Genomic DNA, 24355 nt, shown 5'->3' on the forward strand with positions numbered 1-24355 from the left:
TTGATTGGCGGGTTATTTTTTCGGGAGTGTTGCAATGAACTCATTCGGCCCGACACGATCGACAGTATAAGCCTCGGCGTCGAACGATTCGACTTCAGCAGCCATCTGGTGGTATAGTGGTGTCGGTTCGTGGTCGTTAACGAGTGTCAGTGACTCACCACTGTCCAACTCCTCGAAGGCGTCAAATATTTTCGGATGTCGTCGTGGTGGTGGAATCTCACGTAGATCAAGTTGCTGTTGTGCCATCTCGGTAGTGACGTTACAGCCCGCTATCCAAACGGTTGTTGCGAAGATATTCGGACACCGGTGACACCGAATATATACAATTACGCGAGCCTGTCATAGAATGATTCTCGGCCGAAATACTTCGATTGTTCTTGTCTGAATGATGTAAATACCTTCCGTTCAGGAAGTCTCCAGTAAATATGTCGCTCATTAGGGGTACGGACTGACTATTGTCGGGTATCTCAGAATTGGAGGGGATCTGAATCGTGTGCAAGATCGAGGGCGCATATCTTGCCGTCTCCTGTATCCTGTCGTAAACGCTGCTATGTGAATCTGGACAGCATCTTTTCGACATTCAATTCGTACAGTTGCAAAGAGATGCCGAGCTTCGCATCCATGCTTGTCCTGTAAGTCTCCTGACTCCCTTGCAACCATGGCACATGGCTGAATAAGAAATATTTGACATCCCTTTATAGCTACCAGTCGTGCCTGAGTTTCGTACTCCACCCCCTGTCGAACCTGGTGATCAGGTCGCAGTTGTCGCACCGGCATCAAACGCACCCGAGTCTGCACGGTTCATCTACAAACTCGGTCTTGAACGAATGCGCGAGGTTTTCGACCTTGAGCCGGTTGAGTATCCGACTGCAACCGCCGACCCGGAGTGGCTTGCGAACAATCCAGAGGTACGCGCGGAAGAGGTTATGAACGCCTTCCGCGATCCGGATATCTCGGCCGTGATCGCTAATATCGGAGGCCACGACCAGATCACAATCCTCCCATATCTTGATGGGGACGTACTCCGCGAACACCCGACTCGATTCTACGGATACTCAGACAACACGAATCTATCCCTGTTCCTCTGGAATCACGGGATTGTTTCGTACTACGGTGGATCGACACTGCTTGAATACGCGATGGATGGCGAGATGTTTGACTACACCGAAGAGTACCTACGGCGTGCGCTCTTTGAGGATGCTGTCGGTGAGTGGACGGAAGCAGAGGTCTTCACTGATGAGGCCGGTAACTGGGAAGATCCGGAGTCAGTCAAAACCACGCGCGAGATCGAACAGTCTGATGGTCGAATCTGGCGTGGTGGTGAAGAGACTGTCTTAGGTCGAATCTGGGGCGGGTGTTATGCAGTCCTCATCGAGCAGTTCCTCTCTGATCGCTACCTGCCTGATCCCGACGCACTGAACGGCACTGTTCTTGCATTGGAGACGAGCGAACTGGTCCCTGACCCGGCTGTCGTCGGTGCGAACCTCCGGGCACTCGGCGAGCGCGGTCTTCTCGAACGGTTCGACGGCGTACTTGTCGGACGCGCCGCCGCACGCTCACATACTGAAGAAAACCCACGAGAATGGCGAGTGAAGTATCGAGAGCGCCAGCGCGATGCGATTTCTGACGTACTCGAAACGTACAACCCGAACGCTCCCGTTGTCTTTAATTGTGAGTTCGGACACACGTATCCGACGTGTCCCATTCCAATCGGCGGTAAGGTCGAAATCGAACCCGCAACCAAATCCATTCACCTTCTTTGATTTCAGGGCAGACAGTACCCTGTCTGCCACTCGCTTGCTAAACCACCTGTCCTAAGTTCTCAACTCGCAGCTCTCATCGACCAACTGTTTCAGCGTCGCTTGTGTCTGAAAAAGAGCAGTTCGACAGAGCCAAAAAATTGAAACTCCGGTACATCTTCTGGTTCACGACACGACCCCCTGAACGTAGATATGTGCGTATGCGCTCGCCCACACGATGGAGAGCAATTCACCGGCACTCAATGAGATGATATGCAAAACCGGATGCACCACCGTCAGCCCTGTTTCGGTTTGGGGCAGAGCTGCTGGTAGATGGAAATTGACTGCACTTCCAATAGCAATGACTACGATAAGCAAGAACTTTCCTCGGTAGTTCGATGTAATGCGCCAACTCACTCGTAATGATTTGAACGGGCCATACTGGCCGATGACACACGCTTCGGGTGCGAACCAGAACTTGAACAGGAAAAAAAGAAACGGCACGGCGAATATGATCATGCCGACCGCTACGGCGACGGGAAAATTGACTATGTCCACCGGCGTGACCGGGAGCATACCGACCAGAAGGAAGAGCGGAACCAACACAAGAAACGGAATCGTCATTACAGAAAACACGATGATGAGTATAAGGCCGACCAACGCCGGTGTCCGGACAATACTGCGACGTAGTCCCTCGCGTATCGTGACGGGGTCATCGGTTAGTTCTCCGGCGACGATTGTTCCCACGTAGGCACGTAATGAGATAATAAACACGAACGCTGTCAGGCCCTCAATGATGTCGATTACGGGCATGGGAAGCACCGCGACGCTATCTGTTTCGAGAAGACGGTTTGCGAGGATAACCATGCCAGTGAAGGCAAGGATCGACGGGTAGGACCGAAATAGTCGAACCGACCAAACGAGCGCGTCAAGAACGGTTCGATTGGTGGTGGTCGTCTCGATGTTTCGGCATTCGAGACACCCACAGCCATCGACATCATCTCGGGCCTTAATCGTCGGTGCCACGTCACACGTAGCTGTACTGTGGCCAGTAGAAGTACTTCGGATCAGTGAGTCGGTGTCTTCGCTCATTCAGCAGTGACGAACTGGGAAATGGATTCGCCAGCGGCAAGTAGAATCGACGGTGCCCCCAGTAGCGAGGCGAAGGATTTGAACGCGCGTTTGAGACTTGGCTGATCGTCCTCGGTACCGAGAAAGAGGAGCGTTGGGTCCTCAGAAACGACGAACACGCTCATTTCACGGCCTTTCTCCGAATAGCAGGTGTCCGTGACTTCGATTACTCCAGCCGCTTCAAGATTCTCCAAGTGGTAGTGGACGTTCTGCATACTTTGGTCGAGTTGCTCAGCGATACGGGACGGGGTTGCCGGCGTCTCGTTGAGCAGTTGGAATATTTCGTAGGCGGTTTCGGAGGATAATGCTTCGATTACGTCCCGTGTCGTGTCGTCGTCGAGACTCAGTACAGCTGGGGTATCGCTTCGTTCGACGGTGGCGTCCGTTTGTGTTGGAAGGAGTCGTGACATATGTACAGTTAGCTTCTGTGGATAGTGGTCGCGGGGACCCTGTTCGACCGGTGGGTGTTCGAAGCGCTCGTTTGTAATTATTTGTCGGTGTTTATGTTGATTCCGGGGTAGCGATTAATCGCATATAGTAGGCCGTGTACACCGTATAGAAGTATGCGAACCCAATCGCAGAAAGAGCAATCCCGACCGGGAGGAGGACAGCAATCGGAATCTCGAGGTCGATCGGTAATCCACCGATAAGCTGAGTGTCCGTCATCGTCAACTGGAGCAGGTAATCGGGAATAAGAAAGACGTTCATGAGGACAACCCACACCAGCGAGAACCCGGCGACGCTTCTCAGGTTAGAGCGGACGAGTCCGATGCTTCTCCGGAAGGCGTCAGTAACGTTTTGCTTTTCGATGACGATTGCGGTGTCGTAAAACTGCACGAACATAATGACAACAAGGATCGACACCAGCCAGATAAGCAGCGAGCCGACGCCTGCGACGAACGCAGCCATCTCATGAACTGTGGCGAGCGCTATCGTTCCGATACCGAGGATGAATCCGAGGAGTCCGAATCCGATTGCAGTTCCAAGGACGAGTAGCACGAACAACACAGTTGCAAGGAGAAGTCGAAGATAGTGTGTCCGGGCTGCAGTGAAAAACCGGGTGAGCGACGGGTCTGTTCCGTCAATCGCGGCTCGAGCGGTGCCGATGAATCCACCGAGAACGAACGGGTAGACGATTAGCCAGCCAAGGGACGCACCTGCCGAGAGTAATGGTGATTCAATCAGATGGTCGACGTATTGTAGCTGGCTGCTGGCTCCAAGGAGGAGGCCAGCGACGAGCAGGACTGGATTCGCGCGGAGGGCGGTAAATCCGTCTCTGAAGGCGGAGACTGTGGCCATTGTATCTACTGATTCTCTCGGCCATATATTAGGTCGAACGTAGTATCAAAATCAGATTTGATCATTCTGAGTGCCTCTAAACCCTGTTCGTGAGTGCAACGCAAAGAACAAATTTGGTTTAAGCAATCTGGGTTTTGAAACACTCTATCAAGGGTGAGCGAAGTAGGGTGGGGTAGTTGAACGGACTCCAACCACTGTCTCAAGAACTCTTCGTCGTCATGCCCGGCTGTTCAGGGTTCCGGGGTATACAGAGCGTAGAGGATAGACAGCATCCCAGCTGCGGTGACAAGTGCTGCGAGGAATCCCGCCTCGAAGATCGACACCTGAATAAGCTCGAAAAGCACGCCCTCGAGAAGGCCACCAAGCCCGACCAATGCGAAGCCGGCCGCGACATACAAGAGCAACTTCGTGTGATGCCGTTTGTATCCACGATAGGCCTGATAGGCGATTACCAGCGCTAACGCGGTCGTGAACAGTTTGCCGATGACAAACAATGTGTGTTTCATAGTCAGTCCCCTCGCATCCTCTCAAAGATAGATATGATCCGGTCGGCGGGGTCCGGCCGGACATCGATCTGGACATCGAAGCCTTCCGCTTTGAGGAGGATTTCGACGCGTTCGAGCCGTGCCTCGTACTCGCTGTAGTGCCGTCCCCCTGGGTCGACATGCGTGTACTCCTCGAGAAGGCCTTGCTCAACGAGGTGTGCAACACGGCGCGAGACGGTCGGACGGGACATATCGCATTCCTCGCTGAGTTCCTTCGCGGACAGCCGGTCGGTTTTCGTCGCTACGAGGATGTCGCGAGCGTACTCGTCGTCGAGTGTCGCAAACACCTCCGGTGGGTCGAACTCCTCGGTCACACTCACCTACTCGCGGCAGGGGCATAATATAGCCCGCCGGTTTTCTGACTCAGAACGCTGGCTCGCCGTTATATCGTCTCTTCCCTCCTACTGATAGTTGAAGGTGCAATAATTATGTCTACACTCGACTCCGGCATGAACCAACTCGAGAGCAAAGTCGGCAGCCTGACCGTCGGCGGGAAAGTCCACAGCCTCAGCGCGTGGTTCGTGCTCGCACTCCGTCTCATGATGGGCTATGCGTTCGCGTACTCCGGGTTCACGAAGATCACCGGTGAGTTCGCCGCCGGCGGCTACCTCTCGAACGTTGCGGCGACGAACGGCAACCCGCTTGCTGGGATGTTCGCGTGGATGGGTTCGACGCCGTGGTTCGTCGAGTTCGCGAACGTCGCTGTGCCCTACGGTGAGCTGTTCATCGGTCTTGGCCTGCTTGTCGGCGCGTTCGTTCGCCTCGCGGCGTTCTTCGGCGCGCTCATGATGCTCATGTTCTACTTCGGGAACTGGGAGATGGCCCATGGGTTCATCAACGGCGACTTCGCGTACATGCTCGTGTTCCTGGCTGTGGCCGCGTTCGCTGCGGGCCGCATCCTCGGCCTCGACCAGTACATCGAACAGTACGAGGTCGGCGGCGAGGCGCTCGTCGAGCGCTACCCTGCCCTCGAATACGTCCTCGGCTAACCACGCCGGGACCGTTGGGAGTACAACAATGCAAAATCCAATTCAAACACGCGGGATTCGGTCTCTAGGATACATCGTCATCGGAGCGCTGTCACTAGCCGTTGTCGGCGGGATGGTGCTGACGCACGCGGCTGTCCCGGATGCAATGATGTGGGGCTGGCACGATGGAATGTGGACTGGCGGCCACATGTCCGGGTGGAGTGGATGGGGCTGGGGGATGATTCTGTTCGGTCTCCTGTGGATGGCCCTCCTCGTCGCCCTCCCTGCCTATCTCGTCTACTGGTTGGTAACGTGGGCGCAATCAGACGGGTCTGCCGAGGAAAACGCGCTTGCCGTCCTCCAAGCCCGGTACGCTCGCGGCGAAATCAATGACGAGGAATACGAACACCGTCGAGAGGCGTTCGAACGAGACACCTGAATCCATCCATCGATGACCACGACTGGAGAAAATGGGGCTTCGGAATGCTCAACGGCGTTGAAAGCCAGTCCACCGACTTTTCGAGGAGACTATCGCTCGTGAATTTGAATAAGAAGCACAGATGAGTAGTAATACGCTCGATATCCTGACGAAATCGTCTCACAGATCGTCAACTACGACGATGTTGCAATAAAGATCCTCGAATACAACCTCGACGAAGCATTCTACGTAAACTACCCTCCCCTACTTCGCTCGGGGTCTAAGGACCCACTCGCTCGTTGAGGGTAGGGGCTTTCGCGTGGACTCCCGTTCTACGCCTCAGATGAGGCGGGAAGGTCGTAGTCTCCACTCACGTTCAATGTCCCGCGATTCAAGCGCACGTCTACGGGTGCGCCTCCGTCGTCTGCGTTTTGCCGACGCCGGAGATACTGCAAGCCGATATTTTTGGAAGCATTGTAGTCAGCGTGGTTCTGGTAGCCACAATCCAGACACTCAAAGCTCTCACCGTGGCGGTTGTCGTCGTGGGTAAACCCACAGGTCGAACACCGCTTCGACGTATTTCGTGGGTCCACTTGGACAACTTCGACACCCTGCTCTCTGGCTTTGTAGGCGACGTACTCGTAGAGCCGATGGAACGCCCACAGATGGTGCTACGATGCTTCTGGAAGCCGCTCACGAATGTCTGTCAGTTCCTCAAACACGATATGCGAACAATCGTGTTCGGTGGCTTCAGCTACAATTTCATTGGCGACACGGTGCAGGAATATCTCAAAGCGTCCGTCCTCTTTGCGTTCGACGCCTGCAATCGCGTCGTGAGCCGCTCTCGTCCCGCACTGTTGGAGGTCGCCACGCCGGTTCTCGTACTCTCGCTTCCAGTGGTTGAACTCGTCTGCCGACCAGAACCGCCCGGTCGAAGCGACCGCAAGTTGGGTCACACCGAGGTCCACACCGAGGACTGTTCTGTGCCCGGTGGTAGTGTCGGTGTCGTCGTCCTCTTTGAGCATCGACGCATGAAGATACCAGTCGCCGTCACGTCGATGGAGTGTGGCCCGCCGAAACTTGTAGTCCTCGTTTGTGACGTACTTCGTCGGCGGTTTCTCCGAGTCATCGGGGAGACTGTAGTCACACTTGATACGCCCGTCCGGTGTCGATAGCGAAACGTGGTCACGGTGGAACGTGGCACTACGCTTGTCGTAAACGGCAGTATCCGCCGTAAACATCGGACGTGACGTATCGTGGTCGTTTTTGAGCCGTTCGACACCGCTCTTGATGGCTTCGACGGCCTGATGAATCCCTTTCTGGACGAGGTTTGCGGTCAACTCTGTATCCTCGCGTAGCTGGTCGTACAGCGCATCTTCGGCCTTTGCTTTCGAGGTGACGTGGTAGCCGTCGTCGCCGTGCCAGCACCACTCGCTCGCGGTGTTGGAACAGTATTTGAATTGCTCGATAGTCTCCCGCAGGTGTATATCCGCTCCTTCGGGTGTATCGAGCTTGATAACGGCGGTTCGACGGTATTCCACTGTATTTTCATATATATTGTGTTAGTTACTTAATAATTGGGAGTTAGAAGGCAACAGTCTGGCAGTTGGTTGATATCGGGTCGGCTTCCTCCCCACCCTACTCGCTTGTGCTTCCGCCGGGGCCGGAAGCCCGGCGCTCCTTGAGGGTGGGGCCTCCGCCTCGAATTAGGTGAATACGGTAATTCTATTCACGGGATTTGTAGCAAGCAGTTGGTCAGTACAGACAAAGCACTTACCATAATAGGCGTGTAATCTCACTGTGTTCCAGTCCACTTCTGTGAAGGATATGGGTGTCGTAGTGGCTGTATTCGTTATTTTTGTCGGGACTCTGCTACCCTGGGTAAGGAAACTACCGGCCGGCTACACCGACGGTGAGCCCTACTATACCGACGAGCTGGTATGGGGTTTGAATCCCGGATTCGAACTTCTCGATGCGCTGATTCTCGCACCGGCGCTAACGGCGATACTGGCCCTCATCCTAGTCGAAAAACGGGAGTGGATCACCGATCTCTGGCTGCTCACCGCGGCGACACCAACTCTCTGGCTCGGAGGACAGCGTTACCTTCGATACCAGGTCGGAGCGACATACGCTATCGAACCGGGTCTTTACCTCGTTTTGGTTGGCGGCCTTCTCCTCATAACACTCGGTGTTGGAGATCTCGTTGTTCCAAATCGAACCATCAGTTGAAGTGGGAAGTGAGAGTCCACTCGGAACGTGTTCTATTCGCACACCTACTGACCAGTCGTTTCTGATTCTCTGAATCAAAAAAAGGCGGACCCGTCGTTCAGATCCGCCGCATCGTCGTCACGACCTCCCGACCGGTGACCCGGCACTGACAGCCTGTCCAGACAGCCTTGATGCGCTCGACGGTGACATCACTTCGCGGCTCAAACTCAATCTTCCGCTTCGGGCCTCGCACCGACTCGTACACGAAGCCGTTCGCGTCGGCCACAGACTCCCCGTTCATGGCTCAACACCTCGAACGAGATCGGCGACGAGCTCGCCGACGTGCGGGCCATCGTCTCAGGCGGCGCGGTTAACCAACACTTCCGGGTAAGAGTGTTCGACTGTTGGTTAACAGACGGTCACAGTCGCTAACCGGCCAGTAGAGCAACGTTACTGGCCGTCCGGAGGTTCGTAGTCGTCTGAAAGGAAGATGCTCTGTCGGTCCGGGTCGAAGTAAACATCTAACGCCCGAAGCGTGCCGGCATAGGCCGCTCCCATCACGAACACGAACCCAATTAGGGCTGGCAGGAGGTACTGAAGGATCATCGCTTGCACTGTTTCGCGGCTGTCGATAAACAGATACTGGTAACGGAGCACACATACGGACCGGCCGTTCCCGCACTATTCCAGCGAAGAAATCAGGCCGTTGCTCAACCGCATCGTCGTCACGATCTCCCGCTCGGTCACACGCCACTGACACCCATTCCAGACGGCCTCACTCCATCCAACACGACGGTGGCGTGGCCTCCTCCTCGCCCTTCCAATCCAGTAGTACGTCCCGAAGGGACGTGAGCGGGGTCGCTGCTGGCGCGTCCTGCACGACCCAGTCCCGATAGTCCCCCCAAATACCGATTTCGACGTGAGAAGCGATGGCAACGCGATTAATCCCTAATTCAACGGCGTTAATTCGGCGAAACTCGGCCCCAAATCGGCCTCATCGCTTGGCCTCCTTATCATCTCCCACCCGATAGGCCGAGTTGCAATGTTCGAAGCAGATCCGCTAACGATGGTCCAGTTCGCAACCGACACGGCGCAGATGGCGATGCAAGCGGGCCCGCCGACAGACCTTCCCGGACAGGTTCCGGACTTCGTCGGGAACATCTTGGCTGAGGTCAGCTCCGCGGTCGGCGGTGAATCTGGTGGCATCGGTGAGACGATTAGCGGTATGACTCCGGGCAGCAGTGAGGCCGGAGCCGTAGAGAACGCGACGTCGGCCACGAACGGGGCCGCGGACAATGCTCCTGGCCGATAAGCACGCAGTGGTTCCAACAGAAGGGCCTGATCGAGACAGTAGTGGAATGATGTTCCGGCGGTAAACGCTTCTTTTGATGTTCTGAGCAGGTGTAACCACAGTTTCAGCGTCTGGTTGCGTGACGAGGAAATCGAGAGTGTTGGGGGAGTGAATGGTTCGGTGGGTCGTAGCTAACCTACGCAGGGAGTACTTTAGTGTAATTTGTTGGTTAGCACTGTAGAGTGGTTTTCGGGCTGGTCAGCGCAATGAGGATACCCGAAACCGGGACGAGAAAAGGTTCTTGGCACCGCTATGATATCATTTCGAACACTCTCAGATTCAAAGAATCTCCCAAACAAATATATCATAAATTCCTCAATGTTTGTGTGTGAGTACCAAACAGACTCTACAGTCGGAGATGCTCGGGCGCAGCGTCACGTTCGATTATTCGGAGACGTGGGTCGGCTACTCCCTGTTCTTCATGCGCATCGTGATGGGCTGGACGCTGTTCCAGGGCGGAATCACGAAACTCATCACGTATCTCGACGGCGACCCCGCGACCAACTGGACTGCGGCAGGATTCTTGCAGAACGCGGTGCCGGCAGGGAACCCGTTTACGGGCTTTTTCGCCTCGATGGCGGGGATGCCGATCATCGACTGGTTGAATATGCTCGGACTGACCTTGACGGGCCTTGCCCTCTTGCTGGGCGCGTTCGTCCGGTTCAGCGCGTTCTGGGGCGCAGTGATGATGCTGTTCTACTGGCTCGCCGCGTTACAGGGCGGGCTGATGGCCGGCCTCCCCGTGGCGCACGGCTGGGTCGTCGACGACCACATGGTCTATGCTGTGTTGCTGTTCGGATTGGGTGCGTTCGGCTCGGGCCGTATCTTGGGTCTGGACAGCTATATTGAAGATCTGTCGTTCGTACAGAACAACAAGTGGCTCAAACTCCTGCTGGGCTGACCCGGGAGGTACCGAGCTACTCGCAAACGGAAAAGACATTTCAGTACCCGTTTCGAAGGGCGCATCGACTAACACAACTTTCTCTGCATCGCCATCAGCCACAACAACAGCGACGGCAAACTCGTCGCTATCCCAGTAATACGCTGCACCGTCGCCGTCAAGACCGAAAAACAGCAGGCCGTCTACGTGAGAAGCACGATATTCCCCATTCCGCGGCGCTTGCGCTCAATGAGGTCTCTAGTTTCGAGGCTGTCCAGCGTACGACTGACGGTCGCTTTCGAGAGGTCCGTTTGATCGACGATTTCGCTCTGTGGTAGGACACCATCGGCGTCGAGTACTGTCTTATACACCAGTTCCTCATTGTTCGCAAGCCGTTCTGAGACGGTCTCCCACTCCTGTCGACGGGCCTGTAGTAGTTCGTTGCTAGTGCTGTCGGTGGACTGCGTTGTCTGTAGATTTTGGGCCTCGGTGTCCGATGCCGTTGCTGCCGCCGAGTCAGCATTCGTAAGGAGCACTGTTGCGCTCGCTCCAGCAGCACATGTCGCGACAGCGATGACAGCCGTGTTCCAGGGCCCGAACCGCCAGCCGACGGTTCCGAGCCGCACACTCTCATCGCCGACCGCGACAACGGCCGGTGTCGCGCTTAGAAACTGTGCGACGACAACTGTCGTGGCAGCGACGAGCACACTCGCAGCAAGCATCTCGGAGCGTGAGCGTATCTTCGTCACGGTGTATCACCGAAGCGAGTGGGAAGCAACCACAGTCTGGCACATTCTGAGGAAGCGGTGTGACTGATAGCGACGGCGAGTAGATGCCATGCAGAGCCACGGAAATCGATCTTGCGATGGAGGTGACCGTCGGGACTCATCGGTCTGCGTGGTCGAGTTGAACAAGTGATTCAATGGTCTCGGTGCGGAGATTGACCACGACACTGTACTGCGTCCCAGATTCGGTCGGTGTCACGACGACGAGCAAACGGTCGTCACTCCACTGCGATTCGCGCCGCTCGAAGACAATGGTATCGTCGTGCTGACGGACGGTGAATGCAGACGCATTGGGTGCAATTGCCATCCGAAGTGATGCGTTCGGTGTGGCTCCGATAGCCGCGGCGCGGTCGCTGGAGAGTCGTGCTGGAATCCGACGAACGGCGTACACCGCACTGTCAGTTGTCGGGATGTCGCCACCAATGGTCTTCGCGGAGGTGACGACCTGCTTCGCTCGCACACGCGTTTGTGAGTCCACTGTATTTGACTCACGGTCGATTGTTCGGACGACGTAATACCCGTCTACGCGGCTGATCTCGATTTGGGAAATCGTACGTACATCTTCGACTAGTACGTGCTGTTGCTCGGCACCGGTTGTGGCGACGAGGGAACCGTCCTCAATGTCGAATTCATGGGTTTCGTCGGGGACGATACCAGTGACACTGCCAAAGACCGCGAGACTGCCGCCGAGGAGGACCAGCGAGAAGACCAGTGCCAGTCTGGAGGGAGGGACCGGGAACATGCTTCGTTCTCGAAACAACGACAGTATGAATCTGATGGTTTTCAGGGCATGAAACGGCTATGAAACGCGTTTCAGTCGTGTTCCGCAGCCGTTTCCAACGGTGATTTACAAGGACTTTCTTACAAGCTACGAGTACAGCAGTCGGCGATGACCGCCCCAGTCGTCTCCGTCCCGGTGTCACGGTCTCCGTGGCCGCCCTGCCGGTCCTCGCCTAGCTGTTGTAAGAGAACCCCATGAGACGATGTAACCGATTCGAATGGAGTGAGAGTAATGCAACGTGATTACAAACTTGCGATCTATGCCCTCGGCATCTCGGCTGTCCTGCTCGTGGCCAGTGGTGGCGCCGTCATCGCAGGAGCTAGTCTATCCTCCAGTCCGACAGACAATCCCGCCAGCGAGACGGATGTCACACAACTGGACTCGGACCACCACCAGCAACTCAACGCGACAGTGACACAGTCCGACAACAGCACATACACCTTGCAAAACGCCAAACGCACGTGCAGTGGCGCCCTCCGCCTCAACGAACCAGACCGCAACAGCACCAGTCACCAGGTCGGGGATGTGACCGTCACAGTGGTCTCTCATCACAATAGTGCTGGGGTCGACGAGATCGGACGGCAGCGGTTATCCGAACTCGTCGTTGAAGCGACGGGTGACCGTGCAGGTCTCGATGAGTACAGCCATCTTGAGGTACAGGTTAATCAATACTACGAGTCCACGGCGCGTGAGGAACCACTGGAGATCGCTGGGATCCACGTTCGACCTGCTGATGACTGCCTACCGTCGGTCCGCGGAACAGTCAATACCACCAACGAGACGGTAACAGTGCAGACTGTCCGTCCGGACATCAACGAGGTAAGTCTCAATTACACCGATAGGAGTGGCGTGCTGGATCAGGACGAGCGAGAGCTAATCGAGCGCCTCGTCGTGGCCGATGGCCAGACGAGTTACAACGTACGGACACACCTAGATGCCACGGCACTGGAAGCGACTGTCACGGAAGCGACGGCCAATCGCCACGTTGATCTCGAACTGCAGCGTCCCGACGGGAACGGAAGTTCGGTCATGCTGACTGTCGATCTCGATGCAGAGACGGTCGTCCACTCGTGGGTCGAAATACAGATTGATGAGTCGAACATCGAGATGGCTGACAGCGACAGCTGGGTCGAAGCTAACGAAACCTCCGAAAGCGTTGCAATTGATCTCAACAAGTCGAACATCACTGTAGTGAACGACACGAGCGGGTAAGATTGACACTGGTCGGAGCTGACCACCGACTTCCGAAATGCTGTGGCGACTGAGACAAAAATATCATCTGGAAGTTCACGCTGCCGGCCGTCGACGACGCCCACGATGGGTTGGAGAGCTATATCGAGCCCTCAACCCGAGCCGAGGAACTGGCGACAAAGACTGGCGGACGGACGACCTGATCGATGAGATCGTCTACGAGCGACTCGCCGACGTGTAGACCGATATCCCACCCACGTGCCGAGCGCGTGTATTCGCACCACTCCGAAAGCGTCTCGAAGGGCGTCGCTGCCAGTTCGACTGTCTCGGCGTCGCCATTAGCGGTGACAACGGTCACAGCGAATTCGTAGCTGTCAGTAGTGAGCAGTACCGTCGCCGTCGACGCCGAGAAACAGCGGGTACTGGCCCAGTCGTTCGCAGGCGAGACCGCTATACAGTCCCTCCGCCTACCAGCACTTTTTCATTGACATGATGAGTAGCTGTTCTGTGCGCCGTTTCACTCGATACATCATTGCCTTGGTTATTGCTGGTGGTATCACTGCCGGAGTTGCGACCCGGTATCACTCAGTGATTCTTCTCCTCGGAATTTTCCAAATTTATACGGTGAGCATTGCGATCATACTGCGGTATCCTGCTCTTGTGTGGGACTCCGAGAACGGGAACCGATGGGCGTCAGGAGTGTTCTCCGGTGGCTTAACTTTCGGCGTGCTTTCCCTTGCACAGGGTCTCAACGTGGAATTCCACTTTGGGGCTGGCGTCCTTGGCTTTGGTCTCGCTGTGTTCGGTTTGGCGTGTGGTGTTTGGATGGCTGATTGACGGAACTGGGACAAGTTCAATTGACTGTACCTGTTATCCGCGAACGGACTCGTAGACGAAGCCATTCGCGTCAGCGACCGATGGACCTCATCGCCCGCGACGAGCTCGACGCTCGGACGAACGTGTATACGCTGACTGACGCTGGCATACAACTCCTCCAGCGCCACGCCGACACGCTCGCCGGCCTGTGTGATCAGCCCCGGCCCGTCGTTGGAGGTGCCCGGCAGTGAGTATCCATTATCATCACAACAATATCAAACCAGTTTTATATTCCACCCAGAAAGGATATTTCGGGCGACCATGGGCACAGAACGAGTCGCCCGGTTGTTGTCAGAGGCACATACGGATTCTGGGTCCAGTCCAGTCGCTCGCTCAGATGGGCTGTCTGAGCAAGCAGGGCAGCGACCCGAACCCGTTTAGAGCTAATTCGCGTCCAGTAATTATTTCTTATGTCACACATTCGCACAGGTCTGGGCGGTTAAGAACGAAATACGACAGATCCGCCAGCATCGCCATTGACACCGGCGCAGACCCAATCTCTCACAGTCGGACACGGAACGCCCTGCTCAACAGCGCGAAGCAGCAAACGGATGGTGGACAGCCGAGGTGTGGGGGGAGTGGGAGTGGCGTGTCCACCGTTGGGGGTCGTCATCCACGACGACGGGTTCTGGACCCGGGCCAATCGATGAATTTGGGGGATTCAAGAGGGAGTGGAGCGGGGACCAGAACCCAATCGAACGGTATGTGATTGGTAAACAAAACGTCTGTGATATCGTCCCACTGTTTATTGATTTGCTGCCCAGCGGTCACGCGCTGACAAGCCAAGCCCGTTGCGGGGAGGTGGCGCGATGACGCCCCAGCCCACTGCCGGCGAGATCGTCGCGATCACGACCACCGACAGCGACCCCCGCTTGCTCGTCTGTACTGTCGACGACGACCAGATTACGGGCGTCTTGCTGGCGGATCTTGCGACCGAGACCATCCGCCGACTACGAGCGTCCGAGCCGGACACAGCCACCCGTCGGGAGCTCGCCACCGCCGTCGAGCGCGCTGACGAGTGCATGAGCTTCACCGTTCCGACGACAGACTGCGCGCTCGTCGAACGCGACAGCAGCCGTTCTGGGCCGTTCACCGGAGGTGAGCACTGATGGCCTGCGCCGACACCACGGCCACGACTGCACGCGATACAGCGCCCGCACAGCCCGACGAGTGGCGGCTCCGCTACATGGTCGGTGATCTCGTCCACTACACCGAGTGGACGACCGACTTCCCCACTGTCGAGAACTACTACGAGCAGTATCGCCGCGGTGACTGCGCCCACGACGTCGTCATCGAGCGTCGGGTGGTGGTGGACTGATGCTGGGGTCCTGTCAGGCCGAGACTGTTCGTTTCTGGAGAGTATCTCACCCGGAGGCTGCCACGAGGCAACACCGCCAGCCAGCGGAGCAGTACCACAAAAGAACTCCCTAGCCCGTGCCGTGGTCGGCACAGCCCGGTTCGATTCCGGGTCGGGCCCTGTGGTACCCATGCCACGAGATACTGCTCCCTACAAGGGGGTCTTTTTACGATATCAATGTGGGTGAGAAAGTCGCCGATGCCACGGGCCAACTCGATGGAGGTTGCGTCGTGCTCACGTACCAGAGAGCTACTCTGGCCGCAGATATTCCGGAATCCAAATCCGCCCTCTGCCAGATACACCTCCAACGGGTCCGTTGTTTCTCTCCATGGATAGTGCGGCCGCTGTCGTCGAGCCACGACAGTAGCTGTGGAACCGCATCAATGAGCTGCTGGATCCGCTCCTCCGGCTCTCTAACATTGCCTTTTTTCGCCTGCGCAACTGCCCCTTCCCGATCAACCACTGACTCGAACTCGCGTGCAGAGAGCTTGGTTCTCCCGAATGGCAGTGGGACTGTCATAGCTAGCGCTTCAGATCTTCGACGATCGCTTCGCCCGCCCCGGTCGCTGCCCACAGCCGTCCCTTCTTTTTTTTCGGTGTTATACACTCGGCAAGCCCATGACTGTTAAGATCCGATAAGACGTTACTGACGTGGCTGAGATAGTAATCGTTCATCTCGGAGAGTTCTTTCGGCGTCCTTGGCTTCTCCTCGACCGCGAGCAGGATGTTCTCGCGATACTCACTCGCCTTCACCCACGAATATTCCTCGACATCCATTCAGCCATTGGATAGACCGCAGCGGTGTATTTAACTTGGTTACAAAGTACACACATTATACACACATGCAGAGAAGAGGAAGTTTAAACGAGCACGCCCGCATTGGTCTCTACAGATGAGTGAAGAACGTCTCACAGCCATCGACCTGTTCTGTGGTGCAGGCGGGCTCTCGCAGGGACTTCACGACGCCGGGTTCGAGACTCTCTGGGGGATTGATCACGAGGAGAACACAAAACCGACCTACGAGGAAAACCACGACTGCGAGATGACGGTCGGTGATATCCGGGAAGAAGAGCCCCCTGATCTTGGACTCGGAGAGGGTGAACTGGATCTGGTTGCTGGCGGCCCGCCCTGTCCGACCTTCTCTCTCGTCGGCCGGAGCAAGATTAACTCGCTTGATGGCAGAGACAATCAGAGTGATGACCGGCATCTGCTCTACGAGGAATTTCTTCGATTCGTCGACCACTATCAACCAAAAGCGTTTCTCATGGAGAACGTCGAGGGGATGCTGTCTGCGGAAAACGAGGATGGCAAACCGGTCGTCGATACAATAAAGGAACAGATACGTGGTGAGCGGCAGGTTGCCGACATGGACCTTGACCTGAATTACAGCGTCAGAGTTCAGCTACTCGATGCGGCTAATTTTGGGGTGCCCCAGCACAGAAAACGTCTGTTCTTCATCGGGAATCGGATCGGTGCGGAGAACCCGGATATGGAACAGTGGGAAACCCACCGGGAGCCGAAGGCCGAGGAAGAGAAGAAAATCACCTACAGAGAGGATCCGTCGAAGCGGTCTGACGAGGACCAGCAGACACTCAACGGATTCGTTGACGACCGGGATGAGGAAGAGTTCCCGACGTTCCGGAAGAACAGACAAAAGAAGGAACCTTGGAATACAGTGGCCGACGGAATTCTCGACCTCCCGCCTGTTTCTCCCAGTGGCGATACGCCACCGACGAAGGCGGAAGAGCACGAACTCGGTCCTGTATCAGAGTTTCAGTACTGGGCTCGCGACCTTGACGAGGAAGAAGACTGGGAAGAGCAACCGCTGCTGAATCACGAATGCCGGGGACACAATATGCGTGATCTCACCCTCTACAAACTTCTTGGTGAGGGGACCTCGTACATCATCGGAGATATTCCTGAAGAGCACCAGCCGTATCGAACCGATATCTTCCCGGACAAGCTGAAGAAACAGAATCCGAAAGAGCCGGCGACAACTATCGTGGCACATCTGTACAAGGACGGTCATATGTTTATTCATCCGAATGAGGCACGGTCGATTACTGTCCGGGAAGCGGCCCGTCTCCAGTCGTTCAAAGATACCTTCGAGTTCCCTGTTTCGCGGACACACGCGTTTAAACAGGTCGGGAACGCAGTGCCGCCACTGCTGGCACAGGCGCTGGGTACGGCTATTCGGTGGGAGATATTGAATCAGCCTGTGCAGGAACAGGAACCTCAAAAAGCTGACTGAACATTGGGTTAAACAGAATCCTACACCTCAGTGACGTGCCTCTGGCCAGTTTAGCCGTTTTCTGTTCGTTCGATATACCGTTCAATCGTCTCTTTTGAGACTGTTCCCGCCGTTCCGATGTAGTACGACTGCTCCCAAAACCCAACTCCCCACAGATACCTCTCCAAGAACGGTTCGTGCTGTTCCCACATTTCCCGTGCCGTGATGGCTTTCATCAGTCATTGTCCCTCCACACCGGTAAACTCGACCACATCTTCGATGAACTGATCTGCTGGACGGAGTGTGTACGCTAGCTCGGAGTCGTCGCTGTATCGGTTCCAGACGAAGGAATCGCGTGGGACATAGATCCTGCTTCCATCGTTGCTGATATCTTGGATTTTCTCCCTCGAAACGTCAGCCATCAGTAGGGAAACGAACCAGACCTCGTCAACCCCGATCTCGGCTTCCCGCGAGAGGCTCTGTCGGAATCGTTCCCGGAGAGTCCGTTTACATGAGAATCCGATGCTACCCTTGGGTCCCTCTACCATGTTGTCTATTTCGAGATCTCCGAAGTGGGCGGGATCGCCCGTCGCGGGGATTCCGAACTGATTGAAGATGTACTGCAGCCCGGTCTCAAGGACGTTTCCGGCGGTAGATGCGCGACTCTGACCAGCACGCCGCTCGTATTCCTGAATGATGCCCGAGATAATTCTCGCAACTTCTCTTTTTCCTGTCTTGGGATCCGTCTGCAGCTCCGATATCTTCTCGTGGATGTAGTCGATAAGTGGTTCCCGCTGTGCCCCGAGCTGGTACGCTTCCCCCTCGAAATCGACGTTGAACAGGGCATCGTAGGCCCTAGCAGGGTCAGGGGTCCCGGATTGCGTCTGGAGGGTTTCGTCGACGATTTCGATTATCTCGTCCCTGCCGAAACTTGCTGTCGTTTCCAGAATCTCGCTTGTCCGAACGACAGCGTCGACCGCAATCCGAAACTCACGGATATCGTTCGCTGATTCAATACGTCGGAGGATGCGCTCGACAAGGTCCTCAGTCTGCAGATATCGCTTCGAGATATCGCCTGCATATGTTCTGTTGACCGAGTCGGTGATTGTATCCCGGATGAATCGTTTTTGCCTGTCGACAGAGGCTTCGTCGGTGAGCCGGTCGTCTTCGAGTTCGTTCCCCAACTGTACTGATAGCTCTCTGAGCGTCTCTTTCTCTTTTTTCGCGTAGCTTCCGTAACTGGACGCGATCAGATCCCGTGCAAACCAGTACACCTTGTATTCGGAGGGGTCGCCCGAATAATCTGCCATCTAAAAGCGGCGACGGCAGTTAATATCAAGTAAGCAGATTACATTTTACATATACTATACACACATCAGGCCCTCGTCTGCCCGCGAAATTGAGGTAATAGTGAAGGCACTGACCGTAGCTACTACTGGGTGTGTCAGCCCTCACTTCGTGTGTGCTGTCAGTGTGTGGAGTAAACGGTCTCGGGGTCAAACCCCAAGGCACTCGGGCATCTCCGCCTGTGGAGAGCCCTATTGTAGGCAGTGCTAACCAACAGGGCCCCGACAGAGGACATTTGTGTTGGTTAGCAAACCGGCCGCTAATAAGCGGGTCAGCGCGATAACTTGCCATCGTCGGGACTATTGAGAGGCCGCCATCGCAACGACCAGCACGCCTAGAAGGTAGTGCTTTCTACGGCCCCGCGAAAAGGTGCGCGTTTTATATACTCAACCCCCACCGTAGGAAGTTCCGGTTCGCCGTTTCGTTTAGACACCCAAATCTTGATTCCGACAGAGCGTCAACGCTGTCAACAAGTATGTCACATCAAGTCCGTCTCGAAGACGATGTATATGAACGAATCAAGGCGAACAAGCGCGATGATGAGTCGTTCAGCGATGCCGTGGAGCGGCTGATCGGCGGACGCTCACTCAGAGATCTCCGTGGTGTGTTCGATGATGGCCAAGTGGCTGAGATGCGGGACGCCATTGAGCAGGCTGAGCAGGAAGACCGCGACGAGGCTCGTGATGTCGCGGAGCGATTTGAATGATTGTCGATACGAGCTTTATTCTGGATATCATCGACGGCGTAGAAGCAGCAGTCGAGAAGGAGCGGGAGCTCGAAGCAGCGAATGTTCCATTGGTGATTCCTTCGATGACTGTCTTGGAACTCTACATCGGGGTCGGAAAGGTCGCGAATACCCCGGAAGAACGCCAGACGGTAGAAGCTGTGCTTGACTCATACCCGGTGGTGGACATGACCCCAAGTATCTCCCGCCGCGCTGGTCGGCTACTTGGGCAACGGATGGCTGAGACAAACGACGGTGAGGGGCCTAGTATTGGCAAAGGGGATGCAGCAATCGCTGCAACCGCCTTGGAACGGGATGAGCCTGTTCTTGCAGGTGACCACCACTTTGATACCATTCCCGGTGTCACGCACGAAAGCTATCGGTAACGGGAGGCTTCACAGTTCGAGTTCTGCAAACGCGTCGTCGATGACGTCTTCGCTGGGGGCGTTCAGGTACGGCTCGATGGCGGCGAAACTATCCTAGCCGCTACATCACGATGCAGGGAACCGAGATCGGTGCTGGCGTGGGCTCTGCCCGTCGAGAAGTGGGTGCCTGAGGTTGACCGTTCACGCACTTGCCGGTGTGGTATCGATGTCGTCGACGAGCGGGTAATCGATGTGCATCTCAATTCGGTCGAATGGAACGACCGGCTGCATCGCACCACCGGGGCCGCCCTCTTCGAGTTCGAGTATTCCGAGGACTTCCAGATGTTTGAGATCCGAGTGGACATCGGAGACATCGCGATCGACGAGACGAGCGGCTTCGCGCATGCTCTGGGGGCTGTCCTCGGCGATGGCTTGGATCAGCTCTAGGCGAATGGGTGTGAGACTGTCGACGAGGTCGTCGTAACTCCCGAACTGAATGACTGCCGTCTCATCGTGCTCGCTGCGTTCGCCCGCCTCCTGAACGAATTGCAGTGCGTCCTCACGGAGCTGTTCTCGGCTGCCGACGGTGATGTGGAGTGTGGTCATGGTTGGCTGGTGGGTCGCTGTGGTCAGTAGGGCCGGTCGGGGCTGCCGTTGACGGCATCCCAGTATTCGTCCGCACTCGCCCAGAATTCGATGAGACGTTCTTCCATGCCGGGGAACTCAACGTCATCGACATCGCCGGCTGCGGTATGATGTTCGTGCCCTTTGGTGTCTTCGTGTGCGTTATCGTACCGGACGAGCGTCAGGTCTTCCAGTGTGCCCAGATGGAGCGTGTACTTCCAGCCCGAGGGATACACCTCAGTATCGTCAGTCCGCCGGACGACGACGTTCTCGACAAGCCCGGCTTCGACATGGGTATACTGGAAGGTTTGCTCTGTGGGCATCCGCTACGTGTTGGTCTGTTCCCCAACAGCGTAAGACTGTTGGATTTTCACCCAACACCAATGGTCTCAGGACGCGGTTGTTCATGTATTCGTCGACGAGGCGTGTTGCGCGGCGACGCAACACGGTGCTTACTACCAACCGATAACCGGCCGGTATCAGAAGCCGATGTCGGCAAACGCGTCGTCGATTACGTCGGCACTCGGCGCGTTGAGGTAGGGTTCTATCGCGGCGAATGAGTCCCAGCCACCGACGGCCATCACCACACGGGGATTCATCTGTTCGTCGACGAGGAGCCGCTGTGCGAAGCGGCGGCGGAGATCATGGGTGCTGACCTTCTCGAAGTCCACATCACCAGTCGCCTCAGCCGCGCGGGCAGCTGTCCGTCGAACCACAGCCCGGACCCCCGGTTGCGTTAAATCGATGAAGGGGTCTTTCGGTGCGATGTTGTGCTCGTTCTGGTAGCGTTGGAGATCACGCTCGACGTCGGCGGGGAGGAAGGCATCGCGAGGCTTCCCACCGTTGCCGCTGGTATCCTTCCCGGCTTGGACGCGGAGTCGGTACTGTCCGCTGTCAGTCTGCTTGACGTCGACGGGCCGAACCTGTGGAATCTCGAATGCACGGAGGCCGACGAACGCACCGAGCTGGATGATAAGGTCGTCACGCTGGCTGTTCGTCGCCCGCCGGAGGTCCTCGATCTCACTGTCGGTGAGCCACACTTTGTGTTCGTTTCCGTCGGTCGCTTCGATGCGAATTACGATTACTTTAGCTTCCGTAACTAAAGAGGGTACTGGTCGGTCGAAGACACCACGGTTTCCGCTGTTATTCGGCGAATCTGTTACGACTTGTCGGGCAAGTCGTCATGCATAATGGTGACCCCGCTGTGCAGTGCTGGTCACAGATTGATGCACTCACTCTGGGGTGGGATATGTTCGTTCACCCTGTTTAATTTCCTCGATAATTTGTGTTCTGTCAGACTCAGTTAGTGACTGCCACGAGGCAATTTCTTGTACTGTCCGTCCACAGCCTATACAGATATCATCGTCGACAGCACACACGTTCCGGCATGGACTCGTAACCATTGGATACGCTCTACTGCCAGCAGATGTGTATAGGTTTGGACTGATCTCATTGCCTTCAAGCCTGCGGATGTCAAGGTAAAACTGGACTCGTCGCTTCAACCACCAGTAACACACCGGGGGACGGGGGGTATGAGAGTGTAACTACTGACGGCTTGGAACCCATTTAGGCCTCAGTCAACTGACCTTCACGGGGGGTGAAAGAGTGTAAAACCAGTAAATTCAGCAATTAGAGAGCATCCTACACTCAAGATTTGGACCTAGACTTCTCTTGGACTTCTTGGGTGTAGTATAATTTTATAAATCTTTTGCTACGTACTAGTATAGTAATAGATAGAAGTAATGTGTAAAAAGTAGTGTACAGGCGGGAGACCTCCTCTAACACTTAATTAAATATATTAACTAGACCACTAGATTTCTTCATTCTCTGGCGTTTTATACCTGAAGTATCATCTCGACTGTCGCAGTCCCCTCCCCCCCCCACACTCCTGTGACTGTTTACACTCTTACACCCCCCGTCCCCGTGGAGTTACACTCTCGGCCACCCCATGTCACTCTCATCACTCTACCGGGGGGTTTTATGAAATAAGAGATTTATACCTCAAACAAGATGACACAGGGATTCGGGGATAGGGACACAATATACGAAGATATTGATGTCCTTGAGGCTGATGTCGGGAAATACAAACCGACTGATCTTCCCGAACGGGAGGAAGAACTTGACAAGATCCATATGGCGCTACGGCCTGTAACTATGGATGGCTCTCCTCGCGATATTCTCGTTTATGGTCCGACTGGTCAAGGAAAAACTGCGGGTGTCAAACTAAAATCTGAGCAGCTTCAAGAGTGGGCTAATCAAGAAGGGGTGCAACTGGAAGTCATCCATCTCCCCTGTAAGGGAGCTGATCGTTCATACCATGTCCTAACCAGACTTGTCAAAGAACTTCGCGAAGTACGCAAGGGCCAGGGTGTTGACGAACCCAGTGGATACCAGCGGAAACGGCTGTTTGAGATGGTTCTCGACGAACTTGAGACTATTGGCGGGACTGTCATCATCATTCTTGATGAGATTGATGCCATTGGGGAAGATGACTATATTCTCTACGAACTCTCTCGAGCTAACCCCGACGACGTCAAAATCGGAATCATCGGTATTACGAACGACCTACAGTTCAGGAATAATCTCGACGCTGATGTCCGTTCATCGCTTGGACAGCGTGAAATCACCTTCAATCCCTACAACGCTGATCATCTTCAAAATATTCTTGCTCGTCGTACTGCTCAGGCGCTCCGGGACACACACTTTGAAGACGGGTATGAGGATTTTGCCCATCTGAAAAGCGATGTACTTGAGGAGGGTACGATACCTCTGACTGCATCACTCGCCGCACAAGAAACAGGCGACGCTAGACAGGCCATCGAATTGCTGTCCTACGCCTGCGATCTCGCTGATGACGAAGGTGTCGGAATGGTTGGCGAACGCCATGTTCGTGCGGCGAAAGAGGAGATTGAGAGAGAAGCCCTCATCGATACGATTGGTGCTGAAACTACGCAGCGGAAAATCGCACTCCTCACCGTTGTTTCTGCCGAACTGAATGATGGGACGGGCGAAACGACGGCACTCCACCAACTGTACTCCAATCTTTGTGAGTACATTGATGCCAATGAACTCAAACAGCATACATTTAGAGAAAAGCTGAATGATCTTGTCCATTCGAATGTCTTGTCGAAAGACCGTCATGGACGCGGACGGGGACAAGGTATGTCGAATATGTACACACTCGCTGGAGATGTCAACCCCGATTCGGTCTTAGATGCCTTGGAAGATGATTCGCGTGTTGGACATATTGTGGAAATCATTGGCCCCTGATTTCAGGATCATAAACCAGTTTGATCAATTCGCCTTGGTTTGCCTCTGACACAGACTTTGTGCGTTCCTTCGTGGTGTGGAGCAATCATGACTGATGCACAACCAGACTATGAGCAGTTTGAGCGCCGTCAACTCACACAAGATCAAGATAACACACAAGACCGAGATAATCAACGAGTACAGACGGTTGACGCCGATAAGTCCAAAGCACGGCTGATTATGCAGGATCTTAGGGCCGCTGGGATGTCAAGTCAGTGCCCGAGGAC

General features: G+C 55.3%; 29 protein-coding genes and 5 pseudogenes. 14 read left to right on the top strand and 20 right to left on the bottom strand.

What is annotated here, in order from left to right:
* Positions 1 to 12: 12 nt before the first annotated feature.
* A complete protein-coding gene (locus Har1129_RS05405; protein WP_151099741.1) occupies positions 13 to 246 on the bottom strand; it encodes a DUF2249 domain-containing protein in 234 nt (77 codons plus the stop codon).
* A 464-nt stretch (positions 247 to 710) separates the two neighbouring features.
* Here Har1129_RS05405 and Har1129_RS05410 point away from each other — a divergent pair, with 464 nt between their 5' ends.
* Positions 711 to 1763 (top strand): S66 peptidase family protein, encoded by a 1053-nt coding sequence (locus Har1129_RS05410; protein WP_151099742.1) that lies wholly within the window; start codon positions 711 to 713, stop codon positions 1761 to 1763.
* Positions 1764 to 1925: 162 nt separating this feature from the next.
* On the opposite strand, the gene Har1129_RS05415 is transcribed toward Har1129_RS05410, so the two are convergent.
* The 5 genes from Har1129_RS05415 to Har1129_RS05435 form a co-directional block, all read right to left on the bottom strand.
* The gene (locus Har1129_RS05415; protein ID WP_225307762.1) at positions 1926 to 2765 is read right to left on the bottom strand and encodes a hypothetical protein; all 840 of its coding nucleotides are present in this window, start codon (positions 2763 to 2765) and stop codon (positions 1926 to 1928) included.
* Positions 2766 to 2827: 62 nt separating this feature from the next.
* On the bottom strand, positions 2828 to 3280 hold the full coding sequence (locus Har1129_RS05420) for a transcriptional regulator (protein WP_151099744.1): 453 nt from the start codon (positions 3278 to 3280) through the stop codon (positions 2828 to 2830).
* Positions 3281 to 3371: 91 nt separating this feature from the next.
* A complete protein-coding gene (locus Har1129_RS05425) occupies positions 3372 to 4169 on the bottom strand; it encodes a hypothetical protein (protein WP_151099745.1) in 798 nt (265 codons plus the stop codon).
* A gap of 230 nt (positions 4170 to 4399) precedes the next feature.
* Complete coding sequence (locus tag Har1129_RS05430) at positions 4400 to 4675, bottom strand: hypothetical protein (RefSeq protein WP_151099746.1); 276 nt, start codon at positions 4673 to 4675, stop codon at positions 4400 to 4402.
* A gap of 2 nt (positions 4676 to 4677) precedes the next feature.
* Complete coding sequence (locus Har1129_RS05435) at positions 4678 to 5028, bottom strand: winged helix-turn-helix domain-containing protein (RefSeq protein WP_151099747.1); 351 nt, start codon at positions 5026 to 5028, stop codon at positions 4678 to 4680.
* Positions 5029 to 5142: 114 nt separating this feature from the next.
* Between Har1129_RS05435 and Har1129_RS05440 the strand changes: the two genes are divergently transcribed.
* Both Har1129_RS05440 and Har1129_RS05445 read left to right on the top strand, forming a co-directional pair.
* Positions 5143 to 5703 (top strand): DoxX family protein, encoded by a 561-nt coding sequence (locus Har1129_RS05440; RefSeq protein ID WP_151099748.1) that lies wholly within the window; start codon positions 5143 to 5145, stop codon positions 5701 to 5703.
* A gap of 28 nt (positions 5704 to 5731) precedes the next feature.
* Positions 5732 to 6121, top strand: coding sequence for an SHOCT domain-containing protein (locus tag Har1129_RS05445; RefSeq protein WP_151099749.1), 390 nt, complete (start codon positions 5732 to 5734; stop codon positions 6119 to 6121).
* A 311-nt stretch (positions 6122 to 6432) separates the two neighbouring features.
* Here the strand turns inward: Har1129_RS05445 and Har1129_RS05450 are convergent.
* Positions 6433 to 7641 (bottom strand): annotated as a pseudogene (locus Har1129_RS05450) (RNA-guided endonuclease InsQ/TnpB family protein).
* A gap of 259 nt (positions 7642 to 7900) precedes the next feature.
* Between Har1129_RS05450 and Har1129_RS05455 the strand changes: the two are divergent.
* Positions 7901 to 8329, top strand: a complete 429-nt coding sequence (locus tag Har1129_RS05455; RefSeq protein ID WP_151099750.1) for a hypothetical protein — start codon at positions 7901 to 7903, stop codon at positions 8327 to 8329.
* Between the two features lie 97 nt (positions 8330 to 8426).
* Here the strand turns inward: Har1129_RS05455 and Har1129_RS05460 are convergent, their stop codons facing one another.
* Both Har1129_RS05460 and Har1129_RS20460 read right to left on the bottom strand, forming a co-directional pair.
* Positions 8427 to 8609 carry a hypothetical protein gene (locus tag Har1129_RS05460; RefSeq protein ID WP_151099751.1) on the bottom strand — a complete coding sequence of 61 codons (183 nt, stop codon included), beginning with the start codon at positions 8607 to 8609 and terminating at the stop codon, positions 8427 to 8429.
* Between the two features lie 149 nt (positions 8610 to 8758).
* Positions 8759 to 8914: a hypothetical protein gene (locus Har1129_RS20460; RefSeq protein WP_191906245.1), complete on the bottom strand. Its 156-nt coding sequence runs from the start codon at positions 8912 to 8914 to the stop codon at positions 8759 to 8761.
* A 436-nt stretch (positions 8915 to 9350) separates the two neighbouring features.
* Between Har1129_RS20460 and Har1129_RS05465 the strand changes: the two genes are divergently transcribed.
* Both Har1129_RS05465 and Har1129_RS05470 read left to right on the top strand, forming a co-directional pair.
* Positions 9351 to 9620 carry a hypothetical protein gene (locus Har1129_RS05465; protein WP_151099752.1) on the top strand — a complete coding sequence of 90 codons (270 nt, stop codon included), beginning with the start codon at positions 9351 to 9353 and terminating at the stop codon, positions 9618 to 9620.
* Positions 9621 to 10017: 397 nt separating this feature from the next.
* Positions 10018 to 10560 carry a TQO small subunit DoxD gene (locus tag Har1129_RS05470; RefSeq protein ID WP_151102096.1) on the top strand — a complete coding sequence of 181 codons (543 nt, stop codon included), beginning with the start codon at positions 10018 to 10020 and terminating at the stop codon, positions 10558 to 10560.
* 182 nt (positions 10561 to 10742) lie between these two features.
* Here the strand turns inward: Har1129_RS05470 and Har1129_RS05475 are convergent, their stop codons facing one another.
* Complete coding sequence (locus Har1129_RS05475) at positions 10743 to 11288, bottom strand: MarR family transcriptional regulator (RefSeq protein WP_225307764.1); 546 nt, start codon at positions 11286 to 11288, stop codon at positions 10743 to 10745.
* Between the two features lie 136 nt (positions 11289 to 11424).
* Positions 11425 to 12066 carry a hypothetical protein gene (locus Har1129_RS05480; RefSeq protein ID WP_151099753.1) on the bottom strand — a complete coding sequence of 214 codons (642 nt, stop codon included), beginning with the start codon at positions 12064 to 12066 and terminating at the stop codon, positions 11425 to 11427.
* 270 nt (positions 12067 to 12336) lie between these two features.
* On the opposite strand from Har1129_RS05480, the gene Har1129_RS05485 reads away from it, so the two are divergent.
* Complete coding sequence (locus Har1129_RS05485; RefSeq protein ID WP_151099754.1) at positions 12337 to 13317, top strand: hypothetical protein; 981 nt, start codon at positions 12337 to 12339, stop codon at positions 13315 to 13317.
* A 118-nt stretch (positions 13318 to 13435) separates the two neighbouring features.
* Here the strand turns inward: Har1129_RS05485 and Har1129_RS05490 are convergent.
* A pseudogene (locus Har1129_RS05490) lies at positions 13436 to 13715 on the bottom strand (hypothetical protein); the annotation flags it as partial.
* A 504-nt stretch (positions 13716 to 14219) separates the two neighbouring features.
* Between Har1129_RS05490 and Har1129_RS05495 the strand changes: the two are divergent.
* From Har1129_RS05495 to Har1129_RS05505, 3 genes and pseudogenes are all read left to right on the top strand, one after another.
* Positions 14220 to 14363: pseudogene (locus Har1129_RS05495) on the top strand (DNA-binding protein); the annotation flags it as partial.
* Between the two features lie 618 nt (positions 14364 to 14981).
* Positions 14982 to 15281, top strand: a complete 300-nt coding sequence (locus Har1129_RS05500) for a hypothetical protein (RefSeq protein ID WP_151099755.1) — start codon at positions 14982 to 14984, stop codon at positions 15279 to 15281.
* Entirely contained in the window at positions 15281 to 15490 is a 210-nt protein-coding gene (locus tag Har1129_RS05505; protein WP_151099756.1) for a hypothetical protein, read from the top strand. Before Har1129_RS05500 ends, Har1129_RS05505 begins: the two co-directional genes overlap by 1 nt.
* A gap of 561 nt (positions 15491 to 16051) precedes the next feature.
* Here the strand turns inward: Har1129_RS05505 and Har1129_RS05510 are convergent.
* The gene (locus Har1129_RS05510) at positions 16052 to 16306 is read right to left on the bottom strand and encodes a transcriptional regulator (protein ID WP_151099757.1); all 255 of its coding nucleotides are present in this window, start codon (positions 16304 to 16306) and stop codon (positions 16052 to 16054) included.
* A gap of 115 nt (positions 16307 to 16421) precedes the next feature.
* Between Har1129_RS05510 and Har1129_RS05515 the strand changes: the two genes are divergently transcribed.
* Positions 16422 to 17780, top strand: coding sequence for a DNA cytosine methyltransferase (locus tag Har1129_RS05515; RefSeq protein ID WP_151099758.1), 1359 nt, complete (start codon positions 16422 to 16424; stop codon positions 17778 to 17780).
* Between the two features lie 50 nt (positions 17781 to 17830).
* Here the strand turns inward: Har1129_RS05515 and Har1129_RS05520 are convergent.
* Positions 17831 to 17995, bottom strand: a pseudogene (locus Har1129_RS05520) (transposase); the annotation flags it as partial.
* A gap of 3 nt (positions 17996 to 17998) precedes the next feature.
* Complete coding sequence (locus tag Har1129_RS05525) at positions 17999 to 19069, bottom strand: hypothetical protein (RefSeq protein ID WP_151099759.1); 1071 nt, start codon at positions 19067 to 19069, stop codon at positions 17999 to 18001.
* 512 nt (positions 19070 to 19581) lie between these two features.
* Here Har1129_RS05525 and Har1129_RS05530 point away from each other — a divergent pair.
* Complete coding sequence (locus Har1129_RS05530; protein WP_151099760.1) at positions 19582 to 19812, top strand: antitoxin VapB family protein; 231 nt, start codon at positions 19582 to 19584, stop codon at positions 19810 to 19812.
* Positions 19809 to 20216: a PIN domain-containing protein gene (locus Har1129_RS05535; protein WP_151099761.1), complete on the top strand. Its 408-nt coding sequence runs from the start codon at positions 19809 to 19811 to the stop codon at positions 20214 to 20216. Before Har1129_RS05530 ends, Har1129_RS05535 begins: the two co-directional genes overlap by 4 nt.
* 9 nt (positions 20217 to 20225) lie before the next feature.
* On the opposite strand, the pseudogene Har1129_RS20915 reads toward Har1129_RS05535, so the two are convergent.
* The 5 genes and pseudogenes from Har1129_RS20915 to Har1129_RS21325 form a co-directional block, all read right to left on the bottom strand.
* A pseudogene (locus Har1129_RS20915) lies at positions 20226 to 20309 on the bottom strand (site-specific integrase); the annotation flags it as partial.
* 87 nt (positions 20310 to 20396) lie between these two features.
* Entirely contained in the window at positions 20397 to 20801 is a 405-nt protein-coding gene (locus Har1129_RS05545; RefSeq protein WP_151099762.1) for a transcriptional regulator, read from the bottom strand.
* Between the two features lie 23 nt (positions 20802 to 20824).
* Positions 20825 to 21142, bottom strand: coding sequence for a DUF6516 family protein (locus Har1129_RS05550; RefSeq protein WP_151099763.1), 318 nt, complete (start codon positions 21140 to 21142; stop codon positions 20825 to 20827).
* A gap of 156 nt (positions 21143 to 21298) precedes the next feature.
* The gene (locus Har1129_RS05555; protein WP_151099764.1) at positions 21299 to 21895 is read right to left on the bottom strand and encodes a site-specific integrase; all 597 of its coding nucleotides are present in this window, start codon (positions 21893 to 21895) and stop codon (positions 21299 to 21301) included.
* A 156-nt stretch (positions 21896 to 22051) separates the two neighbouring features.
* Positions 22052 to 22222 (bottom strand): DUF1289 domain-containing protein, encoded by a 171-nt coding sequence (locus tag Har1129_RS21325; protein WP_151099765.1) that lies wholly within the window; start codon positions 22220 to 22222, stop codon positions 22052 to 22054.
* A 607-nt stretch (positions 22223 to 22829) separates the two neighbouring features.
* Here Har1129_RS21325 and Har1129_RS05565 point away from each other — a divergent pair.
* Positions 22830 to 24089: a Cdc6/Cdc18 family protein gene (locus tag Har1129_RS05565; protein WP_151099766.1), complete on the top strand. Its 1260-nt coding sequence runs from the start codon at positions 22830 to 22832 to the stop codon at positions 24087 to 24089.
* The last annotated feature ends 266 nt before the right edge of the window (positions 24090 to 24355 follow it).

The organism is Haloarcula sp. CBA1129 (genome assembly GCF_008729015.1).
In the GTDB taxonomy this organism is placed as follows: Archaea; Halobacteriota; Halobacteria; order Halobacteriales; family Haloarculaceae; genus Haloarcula.

Excerpts from the sequence above, each read along its gene's own strand:
- Har1129_RS21325 (WP_151099765.1), bottom strand. The coding sequence starts at position 22,222 with ATGGTTACGAGTCCATGCCGGAACGTGTGTGCTGTCGACGATGATATC.
- Har1129_RS05440 (WP_151099748.1), top strand. The coding sequence starts at position 5,143 with ATGTCTACACTCGACTCCGGCATGAACCAACTCGAGAGCAAAGTCGGC.
- Har1129_RS05530 (WP_151099760.1), top strand. The coding sequence starts at position 19,582 with ATGTCACATCAAGTCCGTCTCGAAGACGATGTATATGAACGAATCAAG.
- Har1129_RS05465 (WP_151099752.1), top strand. The coding sequence starts at position 9,351 with ATGTTCGAAGCAGATCCGCTAACGATGGTCCAGTTCGCAACCGACACG.
- Har1129_RS05485 (WP_151099754.1), top strand. The coding sequence starts at position 12,337 with ATGCAACGTGATTACAAACTTGCGATCTATGCCCTCGGCATCTCGGCT.
- Har1129_RS05480 (WP_151099753.1), bottom strand. The coding sequence starts at position 12,066 with ATGTTCCCGGTCCCTCCCTCCAGACTGGCACTGGTCTTCTCGCTGGTC.
- Har1129_RS05535 (WP_151099761.1), top strand. The coding sequence starts at position 19,809 with ATGATTGTCGATACGAGCTTTATTCTGGATATCATCGACGGCGTAGAA.
- Har1129_RS05425 (WP_151099745.1), bottom strand. The coding sequence starts at position 4,169 with ATGGCCACAGTCTCCGCCTTCAGAGACGGATTTACCGCCCTCCGCGCG.
- Har1129_RS05525 (WP_151099759.1), bottom strand. The coding sequence starts at position 19,069 with ATGGCAGATTATTCGGGCGACCCCTCCGAATACAAGGTGTACTGGTTT.
- Har1129_RS05470 (WP_151102096.1), top strand. The coding sequence starts at position 10,018 with ATGCTCGGGCGCAGCGTCACGTTCGATTATTCGGAGACGTGGGTCGGC.
- Har1129_RS20460 (WP_191906245.1), bottom strand. The coding sequence starts at position 8,914 with ATGATCCTTCAGTACCTCCTGCCAGCCCTAATTGGGTTCGTGTTCGTG.
- Har1129_RS05500 (WP_151099755.1), top strand. The coding sequence starts at position 14,982 with ATGACGCCCCAGCCCACTGCCGGCGAGATCGTCGCGATCACGACCACC.
- Har1129_RS05430 (WP_151099746.1), bottom strand. The coding sequence starts at position 4,675 with ATGAAACACACATTGTTTGTCATCGGCAAACTGTTCACGACCGCGTTA.
- Har1129_RS05510 (WP_151099757.1), bottom strand. The coding sequence starts at position 16,306 with ATGGATGTCGAGGAATATTCGTGGGTGAAGGCGAGTGAGTATCGCGAG.
- Har1129_RS05515 (WP_151099758.1), top strand. The coding sequence starts at position 16,422 with ATGAGTGAAGAACGTCTCACAGCCATCGACCTGTTCTGTGGTGCAGGC.
- Har1129_RS05550 (WP_151099763.1), bottom strand. The coding sequence starts at position 21,142 with ATGCCCACAGAGCAAACCTTCCAGTATACCCATGTCGAAGCCGGGCTT.
- Har1129_RS05565 (WP_151099766.1), top strand. The coding sequence starts at position 22,830 with ATGACACAGGGATTCGGGGATAGGGACACAATATACGAAGATATTGAT.
- Har1129_RS05405 (WP_151099741.1), bottom strand. The coding sequence starts at position 246 with ATGGCACAACAGCAACTTGATCTACGTGAGATTCCACCACCACGACGA.
- Har1129_RS05545 (WP_151099762.1), bottom strand. The coding sequence starts at position 20,801 with ATGACCACACTCCACATCACCGTCGGCAGCCGAGAACAGCTCCGTGAG.
- Har1129_RS05505 (WP_151099756.1), top strand. The coding sequence starts at position 15,281 with ATGGCCTGCGCCGACACCACGGCCACGACTGCACGCGATACAGCGCCC.
- Har1129_RS05460 (WP_151099751.1), bottom strand. The coding sequence starts at position 8,609 with ATGAACGGGGAGTCTGTGGCCGACGCGAACGGCTTCGTGTACGAGTCG.
- Har1129_RS05445 (WP_151099749.1), top strand. The coding sequence starts at position 5,732 with ATGCAAAATCCAATTCAAACACGCGGGATTCGGTCTCTAGGATACATC.
- Har1129_RS05420 (WP_151099744.1), bottom strand. The coding sequence starts at position 3,280 with ATGTCACGACTCCTTCCAACACAAACGGACGCCACCGTCGAACGAAGC.